Annotated in this window: 14 protein-coding genes and 1 riboswitch; of the genes, 10 read left to right on the top strand and 4 right to left on the bottom strand. The window is 42.0% G+C overall.

The window, feature by feature from the left end:
• Positions 1-49 precede the first annotated feature (49 nt).
• Entirely contained in the window at positions 50-1,840 is a 1,791-nt protein-coding gene (locus ACROAE_RS11050; protein WP_432401687.1) for an acyl-CoA dehydrogenase C-terminal domain-containing protein, read from the top strand.
• 97 nt (positions 1,841-1,937) lie between these two features.
• On the opposite strand, the gene ACROAE_RS11045 is transcribed toward ACROAE_RS11050, so the two are convergent.
• From ACROAE_RS11045 to ACROAE_RS11030, 4 genes are all read right to left on the bottom strand, one after another.
• Positions 1,938-2,516 carry a thymidine kinase gene (locus ACROAE_RS11045; protein ID WP_059744363.1) on the bottom strand — a complete coding sequence of 193 codons (579 nt, stop codon included), beginning with the start codon at positions 2,514-2,516 and terminating at the stop codon, positions 1,938-1,940.
• 154 nt (positions 2,517-2,670) lie between these two features.
• Complete coding sequence (locus ACROAE_RS11040; RefSeq protein WP_432401685.1) at positions 2,671-4,227, bottom strand: Na+/H+ antiporter NhaC family protein; 1,557 nt, start codon at positions 4,225-4,227, stop codon at positions 2,671-2,673.
• Positions 4,228-4,309: 82 nt separating this feature from the next.
• A riboswitch (Lysine riboswitch) is annotated at positions 4,310-4,525 on the bottom strand.
• A 452-nt stretch (positions 4,526-4,977) separates the two neighbouring features.
• On the bottom strand, positions 4,978-5,901 hold the full coding sequence (locus ACROAE_RS11035) for an electron transfer flavoprotein subunit alpha/FixB family protein (protein ID WP_432401683.1): 924 nt from the start codon (positions 5,899-5,901) through the stop codon (positions 4,978-4,980).
• 1 nt (position 5,902) lies between these two features.
• Entirely contained in the window at positions 5,903-6,652 is a 750-nt protein-coding gene (locus ACROAE_RS11030) for an electron transfer flavoprotein subunit beta/FixA family protein (RefSeq protein ID WP_432401681.1), read from the bottom strand.
• Between the two features lie 435 nt (positions 6,653-7,087).
• Here ACROAE_RS11030 and ACROAE_RS11025 point away from each other — a divergent pair, with 435 nt between their 5' ends.
• The 9 genes from ACROAE_RS11025 to rfbC all read left to right on the top strand — a co-directional run bounded on the left by ACROAE_RS11025 (position 7,088) and on the right by rfbC (position 14,826).
• On the top strand, positions 7,088-7,498 hold the full coding sequence (locus tag ACROAE_RS11025; protein WP_432401679.1) for an H-NS family nucleoid-associated regulatory protein: 411 nt from the start codon (positions 7,088-7,090) through the stop codon (positions 7,496-7,498).
• A 140-nt stretch (positions 7,499-7,638) separates the two neighbouring features.
• Positions 7,639-8,034, top strand: a complete 396-nt coding sequence (gene rcsF, locus ACROAE_RS11020; protein ID WP_432401677.1) for an Rcs stress response system protein RcsF — start codon at positions 7,639-7,641, stop codon at positions 8,032-8,034.
• A 117-nt stretch (positions 8,035-8,151) separates the two neighbouring features.
• On the top strand, positions 8,152-8,931 hold the full coding sequence (tsaA, locus tag ACROAE_RS11015) for a tRNA (N6-threonylcarbamoyladenosine(37)-N6)-methyltransferase TrmO (RefSeq protein ID WP_432401675.1): 780 nt from the start codon (positions 8,152-8,154) through the stop codon (positions 8,929-8,931).
• Between the two features lie 4 nt (positions 8,932-8,935).
• Positions 8,936-9,547, top strand: coding sequence for an acyltransferase (locus tag ACROAE_RS11010; RefSeq protein WP_432401673.1), 612 nt, complete (start codon positions 8,936-8,938; stop codon positions 9,545-9,547).
• A 117-nt stretch (positions 9,548-9,664) separates the two neighbouring features.
• Complete coding sequence (locus ACROAE_RS11005; RefSeq protein ID WP_432401671.1) at positions 9,665-11,380, top strand: proline--tRNA ligase; 1,716 nt, start codon at positions 9,665-9,667, stop codon at positions 11,378-11,380.
• 171 nt (positions 11,381-11,551) lie between these two features.
• Positions 11,552-12,685, top strand: coding sequence for a patatin-like phospholipase family protein (locus tag ACROAE_RS11000; protein ID WP_432401669.1), 1,134 nt, complete (start codon positions 11,552-11,554; stop codon positions 12,683-12,685).
• 189 nt (positions 12,686-12,874) lie between these two features.
• Positions 12,875-13,294 carry a copper resistance protein NlpE gene (locus ACROAE_RS10995; RefSeq protein ID WP_432401667.1) on the top strand — a complete coding sequence of 140 codons (420 nt, stop codon included), beginning with the start codon at positions 12,875-12,877 and terminating at the stop codon, positions 13,292-13,294.
• Between the two features lie 94 nt (positions 13,295-13,388).
• Positions 13,389-14,276, top strand: a complete 888-nt coding sequence (gene rfbA / locus ACROAE_RS10990; protein WP_432401665.1) for a glucose-1-phosphate thymidylyltransferase RfbA — start codon at positions 13,389-13,391, stop codon at positions 14,274-14,276.
• Positions 14,263-14,826, top strand: a complete 564-nt coding sequence (gene rfbC / locus ACROAE_RS10985) for a dTDP-4-dehydrorhamnose 3,5-epimerase (RefSeq protein ID WP_432401663.1) — start codon at positions 14,263-14,265, stop codon at positions 14,824-14,826. Before rfbA ends, rfbC begins: the two co-directional genes overlap by 14 nt.
• Positions 14,827-14,828 lie beyond the last annotated feature (2 nt).

Below are 14,828 nucleotides of genomic sequence, written 5' to 3'. Positions count from 1 at the left end.
AAGTTAGTTGCTGGCAACATTGCGTTCACCATAACCAAGGAATGATCTTATGCCTATTTACCAAGCTCCTCTGCGTGATTATCAATTCATATTGTCTGAATTGCTGAATATCTATCAACAAACTGATTTACGCGGTTTTGATGAAATAGATGCGGATCTCACTGATGCGATTTTGCAAGGTGTTGCCGACTTTACCACCGACATTATGCTGCCACTCAATGCCAGCGGTGACTTAGAAGGCTGTAAACTGGTTGACGGCAAGGTCATTACACCAAAAGGGTTTAAGCAAGCTTACAAACAATATGTAGAGGATGGTTGGGCGACGTTAACTTGCGATCCTGAATTTGGCGGTCAGGGCTTACCTGAAGTGATTGGCACCTTTGCTACTGAAATGAAAACCGCGACGAATATGGCCTTTGCTATGTATCCAGGGTTAACCCATGGCGCTTATTCGGCGATTCATGTGCACGGTAGCGATGCGCTGAAACAAAAGTACTTAGCCAAATTGGTCAGCGGCGAATGGACTGGCACCATGAACTTAACCGAGTCTCATGCCGGTACAGATTTAGCATTATTACGCACTAAAGCGGTTCCTGCGGGTGATGAGTTATTTGCCATTAGCGGTGAGAAAATCTTTATTTCATCGGGCGATCACGATCTTGCAGACAATATTATTCATTTAGTATTAGCTCGCCTACCCGATGCGCCAGAGGGCGTTAAAGGCATTTCGTTGTTTGCAGTGCCTAAATTTTTAGTCAATGCAGATGGCAGCCTAGGCGCAGCAAACACATTAAGTGCTACCGGTTTAGAACATAAAATGGGCATTCACGGTAATTCAACGTGTGTGATGCATTTTGACGGCGCAATCGGTGAGCTAGTTGGCGCGCCACATCAAGGTCTAAAAGCCATGTTTACCATGATGAACCAGGCACGTTTAGGCGTGGGGATTCAAGGTTTAGGCGTATCAGATATTGCGTACCAAAATGCTCTTGTTTATGCCAAAGAGCGTATTCAAGGCCGAGCATTAAGCGGTGTTAAGCAGCCTGAGCAAGCTGCTGATTCATTACTCGTACACGGTGATGTTCGCCGCATGCTGTTATCACAAAAGTCGTTCAATGAAGGTACACGCGCGTTAATGGGCCAACAAGCATTATGGCTGGACCAAGCTGAGCGTCATACCGATCCTGCACAAGCAAAACAAGCCTCGGCCCTTGCCGCACTATTCACTCCCATTGTTAAAGGGTTTGTCACCGATCAAGGCTTTAAAGCTTGTGTTGATGCCCAGCAAGTTTATGGCGGCCATGGCTATATTAATGAATGGGGCATGGAACAGTTTGTCCGAGATATCCGTATCGCGATGATTTATGAAGGCACTAACGGTGTACAGGCGCTTGATTTAGTCGGTCGTAAATTATTGGCAGACAAAGGCGCGGCATTAACGCTATGGTCTGGCATGGTCAAAGAGCTCGTGCAGCAACATGCCACTAATGATGCAATGAAACCTTATCTTGCAGGGTTAATGGATGCGGCAGGCGATCTTGAAAAAGCCACCGGCTTTATTGTGCAGTCAGCCAGCAAGAACCCTGATTTAATTGGCGCGGCATCAATGGCTTATATGCAGTTGTTTGGTATTGCAGCGCTAGCGTGGATGTGGACTCGCATTGCAGCAACATCATTAGCCGCATTAGAAGCGGGTACGGAAGAGGCTAGCTTTTACCAAGCTAAACTTAAAACGGCACAATTCTTTATGAGCTATTGGGGTAGCCAAACCCGCAGTTTACGTAAACAAATTGAATCAAGCAGTGCTGATATTGTTGATTTCGCAGAAGCCGATTTTTAATATTCGCCTAAGCCGATTTTAATAAATAGTGACCGAATAAAAAAGCCGCATCAATTAACTTGAAGCGGCTTTTTTATTCGGTCAAGTTAGGTTTAATTTAATCCCACAAAAACTCACGAAAATGCTTGCGACAAACCGACTCGTAACTCTCGTTACCGCCAATGGCAACTTGCTCGCCTTCACGCATTGGTTTACCGTCGTGATCAAGACGCACCACCATGTTAGCTTTACGGCCACAATGACAAATCGTTTTAAGCTCAACTAATTTGTCGGCCCAGGCTAATAAATATTGGCTACCAGGAAATAATTCTCCTTGGAAGTCATTACGAAGACCGTAGCACAATACAGGAATATCCATGTTATCGACCACATGGGTAATCTGCCTCACCTGTTCTTTACTCAAAAACTGGCTTTCATCAATCAATACGCAATGAATTTTTTGTTCATTATGAGACGTCGAAATTAACTCTATTAAATTATCAGTACTACCAAATACCTGCGCATCTGTTTCGATACCAATACGTGATGATACTTTACCAACACCATAACGATTGTCTATCGATGCCGTCATCACTAAAGTATGCATCCCGCGCTCGCGGTAATTATAAGAAGACTGTAGTAATGAAGTCGATTTACCGGCATTCATTGCCGAATAATAAAAGTACAGTTGCGCCAAAATTATGCGTCCTAATAGTTGGTCTGTTTATGTTGCATATAGTAACTGTTTTAACATGACAACGACAAACAAAAATGCCGTATTCGTTATGAGTACGGCATTTTTAACGACAGCAACACAGGCTGTATTTATCGATTAATCTTAAGACTAACGATTATTTTTTTGCCCAAAAATGCAATATCACGATGCTAATAACAAACAACACACTACAACTAATTAAACCTGCCACCAATGAGCCCGTAAAACCTAAAACGGTATAACCGACTAAGCTAATAAACGCAGTGATGAGTGCGTAAGGTAATTGAGTCACCACATGGTCAATATGATGGCAACTGGCGCCTGTCGATGACAATATAGTGGTATCCGATATCGGTGAGCAATGATCGCCAAATACCGCGCCAGACAACACCGCAGCCAACATTGGCAACATCATGGTACTGTCACTTCCCATTGCCATGTCTGCGGCAATAGGCAACATAATGCCAAACGTACCCCAACTTGTACCCGTCGAAAATGCAGTAATACCCGCTAACAAGAATAACACTGCTGGAAGTAAGGCAAATGGAATATTGTCAGTGGCTAAACTTGCCATGTATTTACCAGTTTCAAGCTGACCAATCACACTCGCAATCGTCCATGCAAACAGTAAGATATAAATAGCCGGCAACATTGAGCGTGCGCCCACTGTCATGCCTTTGACTAACATCGACCATTCGACTTTCTGCTGAATGGCAAGTCCTACGGTAGCAATAAAGCCAACAAGTGAGCCAAAGAATAGTGATGAACTGACATCGGTATTTTCAAATGCACCTAATACGCTAAAGGGTAACTCGCTTGCGGCGAGTGAGTCTGCGCCACTTGATACCATAAAATACACGGTCGCAAACACTAAGATAGCAATCGGTAAAAATAGGCCAATCACTTTACCGGTATCGGCTTCAGGTAAATCCGTTGCCGCGCCAGGAGGCTGGCCTTTAGTTTCGTCAAATAAGTTACCACGAAGCGCATTAAGCTCATGCTGGCGCATCGGGCCAACATCTAGACTAAAAGCGGCAACGCATAGCAATAATAGCAACGAGAATACCGCATAAAAGTTCATTGGGATCATTTGCACAAAAACACTTAAATGACCCGCATCTGCAAAACCGTGCGCCGTTAAAATACCGCCAATGAGTGCAATAATGTATGCGCCCCAGCTTGAGACCGGTGAAATCACACAAACAGGCGCGGCAGTAGAATCAAGAATATAGGCCAGTTTAGCGCGCGAAATATGATAACGGTCAGTAATAGGACGTGAAATAGAACCGACCACCAAGCTGTTAAAGTAATCGTCAATAAACACCACGCAGCCCAAAAACATGGTCATTAACTTGGCGTCACGCTTATTACGAATGTGCCGTTTAGCCCAATCAGCAAACGCCCTCGCTGAACCACTTACCGTGATTAATGCTGTGATCATCCCCAATACAATTAAGAAACCAAGGATATACACATTCCAACTATTTAGGGCTGCGTCTTTCCACACTAACTGACTGACGGTATTGGCAAGATATTCACCACTGCCAATCATGGAAAAATCGGTTAGCAATAGCGCACCTAAGAGAATACCTACCCCTAATGACAGCAGCACTTTACGGGTAAAAATAGCCAAGGTAATTGCCACAAGTGGAGGCAAAACTGACAGTGCCGAATCGGCATAACTTATTATCATAATTTAATTATTTCTTCGTTGAATACGAATAAGGAAAAACTAGAAATAAGGTTAAACATACACAGAAAGTATATGCGTTAACGTTACTAGTAGCACTCCACAGTCATACCCATTTAATATGAATATCATTTTTTTATCATGTCGATAAAAACACTATGACAGTGCAGCCCCTTTCGAGAACGGCACCAACAAATGAGGGCGATCAACTCATTTATTTCGGCATTGCATCCTTTTATGCTGAATTATTGGCATCACCCAATTCAACATGACTCTTATGCAATGCACCTCTACTTTTGCTGATTGTAAAAACACACATTACAAATAGCGCCGACATACAATCATAAATGGCACATTGTGCGCCAGCAATAAGCGCTAAACTGCAGCATAAGCAACAATAACGTTAACTTTTCCTACAATCTAACATCATTAGTTTAACGTTTTTAAATCAAATGCACACTAGTGAACTGGGTACAAAAACAGCAAGCAATACCAATCCGCATTAAATAAGTGACCACTCAGAATACGTCAAGCGGTTTTAGATTAAGGCGTCGCTATGGCGTCACGGTTGTCCCCTTTTAAATAGCGAGACCGCAGAACAAAAGCTGATGGGGCATTCTTTATTAATACCAACTCCATGGCAGCATAAAACGGTCAATAAAAAAGGTTTCTACCGATTAAGTAGAAACCTTTTATTATCGAAAGCACACTATCCAAGCGATAAGTGACTCTAACTGGAGCAAACTGCCCTGATTAAACTAAATTGTTTAATGCAGGCACAGCCTCAAATAAGTCAGCCACTAGACCATAGTCAGCCACCTGGAATATCGGTGCTTCAGGATCTTTGTTAATGGCCACAATCACTTTTGAATCTTTCATACCGGCAAGATGTTGAATCGCGCCAGAAATACCAACAGCAATGTACAAGTCAGGTGCCACAATTTTACCCGTTTGACCTACCTGTAAATCGTTAGGAACAAAACCAGCATCGACTGCGGCACGTGATGCACCAACAGCAGCGCCTAACTTATCGGCAAGTTGTTCAAGAATACCAAAGTTTTCGCCACTGCCCATACCACGACCGCCAGAAACGATAATGCCAGCATTACCTAGCTCTGGACGAGCAGATTCTGTTAGGGCTTGCGATACAAATTCAGTCCGAGCGGCAATCACTTGGCTTACGTTGACGGTATCAGCACTGCCAGTAGCAGCAACGGCATCAAACGCACTTGAACGCACTGTCATGACCTTCTTAGCATCTAAACTTTGTACTGTCGCCAATGCATTACCGGCATAAATTGGACGGACAAACGTGTCACTACTAACCACTTCTATCACTTCAGAAATTTGTGCCACATCTAACAGCGCCGCAACGCGAGGTAAAGTATCTTTACCGATACTGGTTGCCGCAGCTAAAACATGTTCGTAATCCGCAGCAAGTTCAACCACGAGTTTCGATACGTTTTCTGCCAGTTGCGCGCTATATTCAACGCTGTCTGCAACCAATACTTTACTCACACCAGCAAGGCTTTGTGCTGCAGTAACCGCTGCGCCACAATCTGCGCCAGCAACAAGCACATGAATATCACCACCAATGGCAGCTGCAGCACTCACTACTTTTGCCGTATCTGATTTTAAACTGACGTTATCGTGTTCCGCTAATACTAAAATGGCCATGTTAGATCACCTTCGCTTCGTTTTTTAACTTTTCGACTAACTCTTCAACTGAAGACACCATAATTCCGGCTTTACGGTCCACCGGCGGGGTCACTTTAATGACAGTTTGATGAGCTTTGAGGCTAACACCCAAATCAGCAACCGATAAGGTTTCTAATGGCTTACGTTTAGCTTTCATGATGTTAGGCAATGAAGCATAACGAGGTTCATTTAAACGAAGGTCAACGGTGACAATAGCGGGCAAAGGCATTTTTAAGGTTTGTAAGCCGCCATCAATTTCACGGGTTACTGTAACCATGTCGCCATCAAGCTTAACTTCAGACGCAAATGTTGCTTGAGGCATGTCCGTTAATGCAGCAAGCATTTGACCGGTTTGGTTGTTGTCGCCATCGATAGACTGCTTACCAAATATGATCAATTGAGCTTGTTCTTTTTCTTGTACCGCTTTTAACAGCTTAGCAATTGATAATGGCACCAGCTCTTCATCAGTTTCAATATGAATCGCTCTGTCTGCGCCCAGTGCCATTGCCGTTCTTAACTGCTCTTGAACCACTTTGGCTCCTACACTTACCACAATCACTTCAGTGGCAATGCCAGCTTCTTTTAAACGAACGGCTTCTTCTACTGCAATTTCGCAAAATGGGTTTAACGCCATTTTAAGGTTGGTCGTATCAACATTTGTGTTGTCAGCTTTTACCCTGACTTTCACATTGGCATCGACTACGCGTTTAACAGGCACCAATATTTTCATAGGTTTTCCTTACTACACCTTCAATGTATGTGGACAACACACTGGCGTTTGCCAATGCAAGATGGGATTACTTTACGTCCTGTTAACGTTAACGTCAACAAAAGTCAAACGCTTGTTTAGATTTATTTACCTTCAAGCTGGCAACCAAACTAAACAACATTTAAACAATAGAGGGTTAACAATTAAGATTAAATAAAAAATATTAGACATTAAAGGTAATTTAATTTGATCCTATAACGAATAGTTTCTATTATTACGCTAATATTCAGTATTATTAAACAGTGTATCGGTAACGTTGTGGGATTTAATCTCGTCAATATTAATAAAAACGGCCTAAATAAACCATATGCGATACTGAAATTTACCTTGTAAGTTGAACAATTTGTCTTTTAAACATTTTATTTTTAATAATAAATCATTAGGAAACTAAACAACATGAGTGACTTTCTAGATATTTTAACCCACGGTCGTCGTTTTAAAGCAGCAGTAAAAGAATTGTCTCTTGATGATTTACGTGACACTGCAGTTAAGTTAGAAAAAATTATTGCTGACCGCGAAGATGAAGAGAAATTAGAACTTGAAGCCAATGCAGAACGTAATGCACGCATTGCTGAAATTTTAGCGCAAATTGAAAACAGCGGTTTATCAATTGAAGACTTAGGTGATGTGACTTCTGCACCTAAAGCGGCAAAAGCGAAACGCGCTCCACGTCCAGCAAAATATCAAATCACTGTTGACGGTGAATTAGTTCAATGGACTGGTCAAGGCCGTATGCCAACCGTGTTCAAAACACAAATTGAAAGCGGTAAAGATATCAAAGAATTCTTAATTCCTGGTATGGAATAAGTTTTTCAATAAGCTATTTATTGATTAACCATAAAAAGGGCTTACTTAGGTAAGCCCTTTTTATTTGACAGCTTTATCATCACCAGAAGACAAGGTAAACTTAGTAGTTGATTCCTACTCTTTCATTAAAGGCTACGGCTATGAATTTTTCTGTTAAACACGCATTGTTTTTTTCGGGCTTCGCACTTTTATTGACTGCCTGTGCAAGTGATTATGTATTCAAAAGTAATTTAGACGGTAAGGCTATTAACGAATATTTTAAAGTGGGTGATGTAGTTTTATATGACGGTGAAGTTCAACCTAAAGGTCATTTTGAAGTATTAGGTTTAGTTGAAGGCGAAGCTTGCCAAGAAACCGCCAAAGATACTCCACCACAGATTTCTGATGCACGCAGTAACGCAAGACGAGCGGCGGCTGACTTAGGAGCCAATGGTTTTGTGGTTAAAAGCTGCTTTGTGATCAACGAACCTGATAATAGCTGCTACAGTCGCGCGCTTTGTGTTGGCCAGGCAATCAAAACAGCTGACGTTAAATAACCCACGACAGGGTAATATCACCTAGCCGCTAGACCATAGATGACATGATTTATCACAATATTACTCATCATGTTATTTATGGACTTTACTCCTACATCAGCTTATTTCAGGTATTGCATGACCCAAGATGCCGAACGCACTCATAAAGATAAATCTCAAACCAATGCTTCTTTTAGCAACCAAATCAATGCTGTTGCTATTTGCCGGACGCCATATAAACAAAAGTTTGGAATTCCACGTCAACCCGGTTTAGTTAATGCGACAGGGTACATTGAGTTTGAACCCGCGTTTAATCATGTCGATGCGGTTCGAGGAATAGAGCAATATTCTCATTTGTGGTTATTGTTTTGCTTTCATGAGAATTTAGCTCAAGGCTGGAAAACCACAGTACGCCCTCCTCGCCTTGGCGGTAATGAAAAACTAGGCGTATTTGCTACACGCTCTACATTTAGACCTAATGGCATAGGGCAATCTGTGGTAAAGCTTCACGGCATCGTCACTCGCAAGGGCAAAGTGTGTTTGGCTATCTCTGGCATGGACTTATTAGACGGCACCCCCATTATTGACATTAAGCCCTACATCCCTTTTTCTGATGCCATTTTAGATGCCAAAGGCGGGATAGCCCAGGACGCACCGTTACTGATACCGGTCAGCTATACCGATATTGCAACGACACAAATTGCGCACTATGCAGCGCAAGAGCAATACCAGGGCTTACATGAGCTCATTGAAGGTGTGTTGTCTCAAGATCCTCGCCCTGCCTACAAAAAAGCTAAAGACGACCCTAAGTTATACCAAGTGGCTTTATATGATTTAGATATTTTTTGGCATATCACACCTCATGGAATTGAAGTGTTAGAGCTGAAACCGACTCAAGTTGAACTGCTTAAGGATTAACGTCATGGCAGAGATTGACTATCAAACTCAGCACAAAAAGCGTTTATCTTGGATGCCTTGGCTGTATTTTTCATTAAAACCTAAACACTTGTTGTGGGCCAAGCCCTGGCAAGATGAAATTCAACAGCAACTGAGTCAACTCGAAACCGTTCATATCGGTGAACATTGTTTTATCGCACCACAGGCACAACTTTTTGCTGAGCCTGGTCGTGATATCACCATTGGTAATCGATGCATGATTGCAGCAGATGTGTTCATGCACGGGCCAATAGTCCTAGGTAATGAAGTAGCGATTAATCATGGTTGTAGCTTAGATGGCGGGCGAAATGGCATTAAAATAGGTCATCAAACGCGTATTGCCAATAATGTCACTGTTTATGCATTCAATCATGGCATGTCTCCTGATACTCCAATATATCAACAACCCGCAAACTCTAAAGGTGTGATTATCGGCGAAGATGTTTGGATTGGTGCCCAAGCAGGCATTGTCGATGGTGTAACCATTGGTCATCATGCCGTAATAGGTATGGGCAGTATTGTCACAAAAAATGTAGCAGACTACGCCATTGTGGCCGGCAATCCCGCTCGAGTGATTGGTGATAGGCGAGATAAATAATCACCTAATACTCATAAAGCACCATAAAGCCTTATTTTGAGTCGAATTAGCAGGTGACATCATTGATGCAGGTGCTAAAATGACGATCATTCATAGCTACTATTTTGGACATCGGTAATGCGAGTTAGTAAGTACCTGCTTTCAACACAAAAAGAAACCCCTGCTAATGCAGAGGTGATTAGTCATCAGTTAATGCTTCGCGCCGGTATGATCCGTCGTAACGCATCAGGTCTTTACAGCTGGTTACCCTCTGGTTTACGTGTTTTGCGTAAAGTAGAAGCCATTGTTCGTGAAGAAATGAACAAAACAGGTGCCATTGAAATCTTAATGCCGCTAGTTCAACCAGCTGACTTATGGGTTGAAACCGGTCGCTGGGAAAAGTTTGGCCCAGAATTACTGCGCTTTCAAGACCGTCACAACCGTGATTTCGTACTGGGGCCAACACACGAAGAAGTGATCACTGACTTAGTGCGCAAAGAACTCAGTTCATATAAACAATTACCGCTGACGCTTTATCAAGTACAAACTAAATTCCGTGATGAAGTTCGTCCACGTTTTGGTGTGATGCGTGCTCGTGAGTTCTTAATGAAAGATGCTTATTCTTTCCATTTAGATCAAGAAACCATGGACAGCACGTACCATGCAATGCATACCGCATATTGCAATATCCTTACCCGCATGGGCTTAGAGTTCCGTCCAGTATTAGCTGACACAGGCTCTATCGGTGGCAGCATGTCCCATGAGTTCCATGTGCTTGCAAACAGCGGCGAAGACTTAATTGCTTACTCAACGGGTAGCGATTACGCGGCTAATATTGAAAAGGCTGAATCGCCACTCCCAACTGAAGCTCGTCCAGAACCAACTCAAGCAATGACATTAGTGGATACGCCTAATGCTAAAACTATCGCTGAGCTTGTTGAACAATTCAGTTTAGCTATTACCAAGACAGTCAAAACATTAATCGTTAAAGGTGCAACAGAAGAAGCACCGTTAGTCGCATTGGTTATTCGTGGCGATCACGAACTGAACGAAATCAAAGCGGACAAACTTGAGTTAGTTGCTTCACCATTTGAGTTCGCATCAGAAGCTGAAATTCGTGATGCCGTTGGCGCAGGCCCAGGTTCTATCGGACCTGTTGGGTTAACGATGCCAATTATTATTGACCATAGTGTCACCATCATGAGCGACTTTGCTGCTGGCGCTAATGCAGAAGATAAGCATTATTTTGGTATTAACTGGGAGCGTGACTTACCGCTCGCAACGGTTGCCGATATCCGCAATGTTGTTGAAGGTGAACCGACACCAGATGGCCTTGGCACTTATGCGATGGCTCGTGGTATTGAAGTGGGCCATATTTTCCAGCTTGGTACTAACTACTCTAAAGCCATGAATGCCACAGTGTTAGATGAAAATGGTAAGGCACAGGTGTTATTGATGGGTTGTTACGGCGTTGGCGTAAGCCGTATAGTCGCTGCTGCCATTGAGCAAAATTACGATGACCGCGGCATCATTTGGCCAGAAGCCCTTGCCCCGTTCACCGTGGGTATCTTACCGATGAACATGCATAAGTCTCATCGCGTAGCTGACATTGCAGAAAAACTTTACCAAGACCTAGCAGACGCGGGTGTTGAAGTATTAATGGATGACCGTAAGGAACGTCCAGGCGTGATGTTTGCTGATATGGAATTAATAGGCTTACCTCATGTTGTCGTAATTGGTGATCGCAATATCGATGCGGGTGTATTTGAATACAAAAACCGTCGCACCGGTGAGAAACAAGATATTCCATTCGACCAAATTGTTGAATTTTTGACAAATGCTGCTAAAGGTTAATCGCCGCTAGCCTCATTATCAAACTCAAAAAAACGCACTTTTTAGTGCGTTTTTTTATTGGGCTTGATATAAACTTTCGATGGAATACCGTATTGTACTTTGCTTGCTGGTATGTAATAACAAAAGAATTCATACTAATATCTTCTCTTATTACTCTATTAAGGATATCGATTGGCAGTCTCTACAGCGATAGTTTTAGGTGGCGGTGGCGCTAGAGCGGCATATCAAATTGGTGTGCTTAAAGCGTTAGTGCAATTTTATCCGCGTAATCATCATGTGCCATTTGATATTATTTGCGGTACCTCTGCTGGCGCCATTAACGCCATCTCTTTAGCCACGCATGCATCTTGCTTTCATCTTGCGGTCAAAAAACTCGACTGGGTTTGGCGTCACTTTGAAACAAAACAAGTCTATCGCACCAGTGTTGCACAAGTGCTCCGGCATTTAGGGCGAATGGCCATTAAAGGGTTACAAGACGACAAAGTTAACACTGACGCCGGCAGTTTATTAGATAACCAACCACTGCGTGAACTCCTCAATAATCTTATCGACTTTAAACGCATAGACCGAAATATAAGTAATAAAGCGCTAACAGCGATTAGTGTCGATGCCTCTTGCTATAACAACTCGCGCTCGTACAGTTTTTATCAAGGTAACGACAACATTGAAGATTGGCAACGAGCAAGGCGGATAGGATTACGCAGTTTATTGAATACGGAACATTTATTGGCAAGTTCAGCCATTCCTATGGTATTCCCATCAATTAAACTTAATCAGGCTTATTATGGCGATGGCTCGGTACACCAATTATCCCCTCTTTCAAGCCCAATCCATCTAGGCGCCAATAAAATATTTGTGATTAATCTAGACAGCCCGCACAAACATTTTCCTATCGAGTTTGAATACCACCCCAAAACAGCCACTATCGCCGGCCATTTATTAGATACGATTTTCTCCGATACACTCAACAGTGATTTAGAACGCTTACAGCGAGTTAACAACACATTAGCGATGATATCGCCACAAGACAAAGAGGTATTGAATCTTCGGCATATTGACACATTAGTGATAAAGCCAAGTCAAGATCTCAGTCGAATAGCGGCGCGTTTTTATGATGACATGCCATTCGCCATTAGGACGCTGTTAAAGTTTTTTGGGATTAATCGGCAATCAGACTCGAGTATTGTGTCTTATTTATTATTCGAAAAAAGCTACACAACCACGTTAATCGATTTAGGGTATCAAGATGCTATGGATCAAATTGATGAGATAAAACAGTTTTTTGAAATCACAACTAAAGTATAAGGCTGTAAAATTAAAAACTATGGTATAAAAAGTGTAGTTTATTCGCCTAGTTCAGGATTAAGGGATATTAAAACAACCTATCTCGGAACGATACACAATAGAACACTGGTGCGTTGTTAACTAAAATCATTAAAAATTCATCCCGACAGTAATAGCAACGCGTCAATACAATGTCTAAAAGGACTTTAGATGAAAAATGCATGGTTAATACTTAGCTTAGTATTGTTTGGATGTGGTCAACAAACTCCCACCGTTGACGATTTAGCAAACAGCAGTATGAATACAATCCAATGGCAAGGGGTTTATCATGGCGTTTTTCCTTGCCCTAGCTGTGACGGCATGGATACCACCATCGAACTGCTTCCCCCCAATTATTACATTATACATACTGTAAGATTAGGCAGTGACCCTTATCCATTCCAAGGTCGCGGTACATTTGAGTGGGATAAAACGGGTAACATTATCATATTAGACCGTGGCCATATTTATCAGGTATTGCCAGAGCATCTCTATCTACTGGACGTAGAACATAAAAGAATTACTGGGCCAGATTCAGAACGCTATCGGGTTGATAAAATAAAAGGCTTAGATCACCTCATCGGCAGTTAATTACCCCGAACACAGGTTTATTGCACGAATGTGCCATGCTTTATTGAGTTTAGCTGTGTTAAAATTATCAGATTAGACACTTGAAGACAGTTAAATGAGAAAAGGTATTTTATTAGCGGGTGGTTCAGGCACACGACTTTATCCCATCACACAAGTTGTCTGTAAACAGTTATTACCCATATACGACAAGCCGATGATTTATTATCCTCTTTGCACCTTAATGCAAGCAGGTATCACTGAAATTTTGGTTATTTGTACTGAAACAGATTTACCTCTTTTTAAATCACTCTTAAAAAATGGTCATCAATGGGGCATCAGTATTGATTATACCATTCAAGCTAAACCAGAAGGCTTAGCTCAAGCACTCATTCTTGCTGAACCTTTTCTTGATGGTAGTCCTAGCGCTCTGATTTTAGGGGATAACCTTTTTTATGGTCATCAGCTGCAAGCAACATTACAAGCAGCGAATAACATGACTGGCGCAGCCATATTTGGTTATCATGTTGCTAATCCGCAAGCCTATGGGGTTATTGAGTTTGATCAACAAAGCAAAGTCATATCCATTACAGAAAAGCCCGCAATACCAAAATCAAATTTCGCCATGCCTGGATTATACTTTTTTGATCATAAAGCATGTCAATACGCTAAAAAGGTATTGCCATCACAAAGAGGTGAACTTGAGATTGTCGATGTTATTCAGCAATATTTAGACAATAACGACCTTAATGTGAGTATTTTAGGCCGTGGCACAGCATGGTTAGATACAGGTACACCTGATGCGATGGCTGAAGCAACTCAATATATCGCTGCAATTGAAAAGCGACAGGGATTAAAAATTTCTTGCCCAGAGGAAGTGGCTTTTTCAATGGGGTTAATCGATCAACAACAATTAACTTTACTTGCGAACCAACTCATCAAAAGTGGCTATGGCCAGTATTTACTGTCATTACTCAATAAGAATTTTCCCAATGAAATGCATTAATACCGAGCTTGATGAAGTCTTCTTGTTTAACCCACAAAAGTTCGTCGATGAACGTGGATTTTTTATGGAGACATTACGTCAAAATGTGTTTGATGATGCCTTCACTCAAAGAAATCTGAAAATTCCTCAATTAGTACAAGAAAATCAGTCTCGCTCAATGAACAATGTATTAAGAGGGCTTCATTTTCAACAACGTTTCCCTCAAGGTAAGTTAATCCGAGTATCGAGCGGCTGCATATTCGATGTTGCGGTAGATTTAAGACTAGGATCGTCCACCTATGGCAAATGGATAGGTCAACAACTCTCAGATGAAAATGGTTATCAAATGTGGATCCCTGCGGGGTTTGCACATGGCTTTTACGTATTATCAGAGGTCGCTGACATTATCTATAAATGTTCAGAATATTACCGAGCGGATGACGAGCACACCATGGCATGGAATGACCCAACACTGAATATTCAATGGCCAATAAAGACTCATATTGCTCCCATTATGTCCAATAAAGATAACCCTGAAATAAACCCTCACATTATTGCATTTGGTGCTTAACG

This window comes from Shewanella sp. MF05960 (assembly GCF_050849305.1).
Taxonomy (GTDB): Bacteria; Pseudomonadota; Gammaproteobacteria; order Enterobacterales; family Shewanellaceae; genus Shewanella.
The sequence above is the reverse complement of the archived record's forward strand: the minus strand, read 5'-3'. Positions and strand labels throughout refer to the sequence as shown.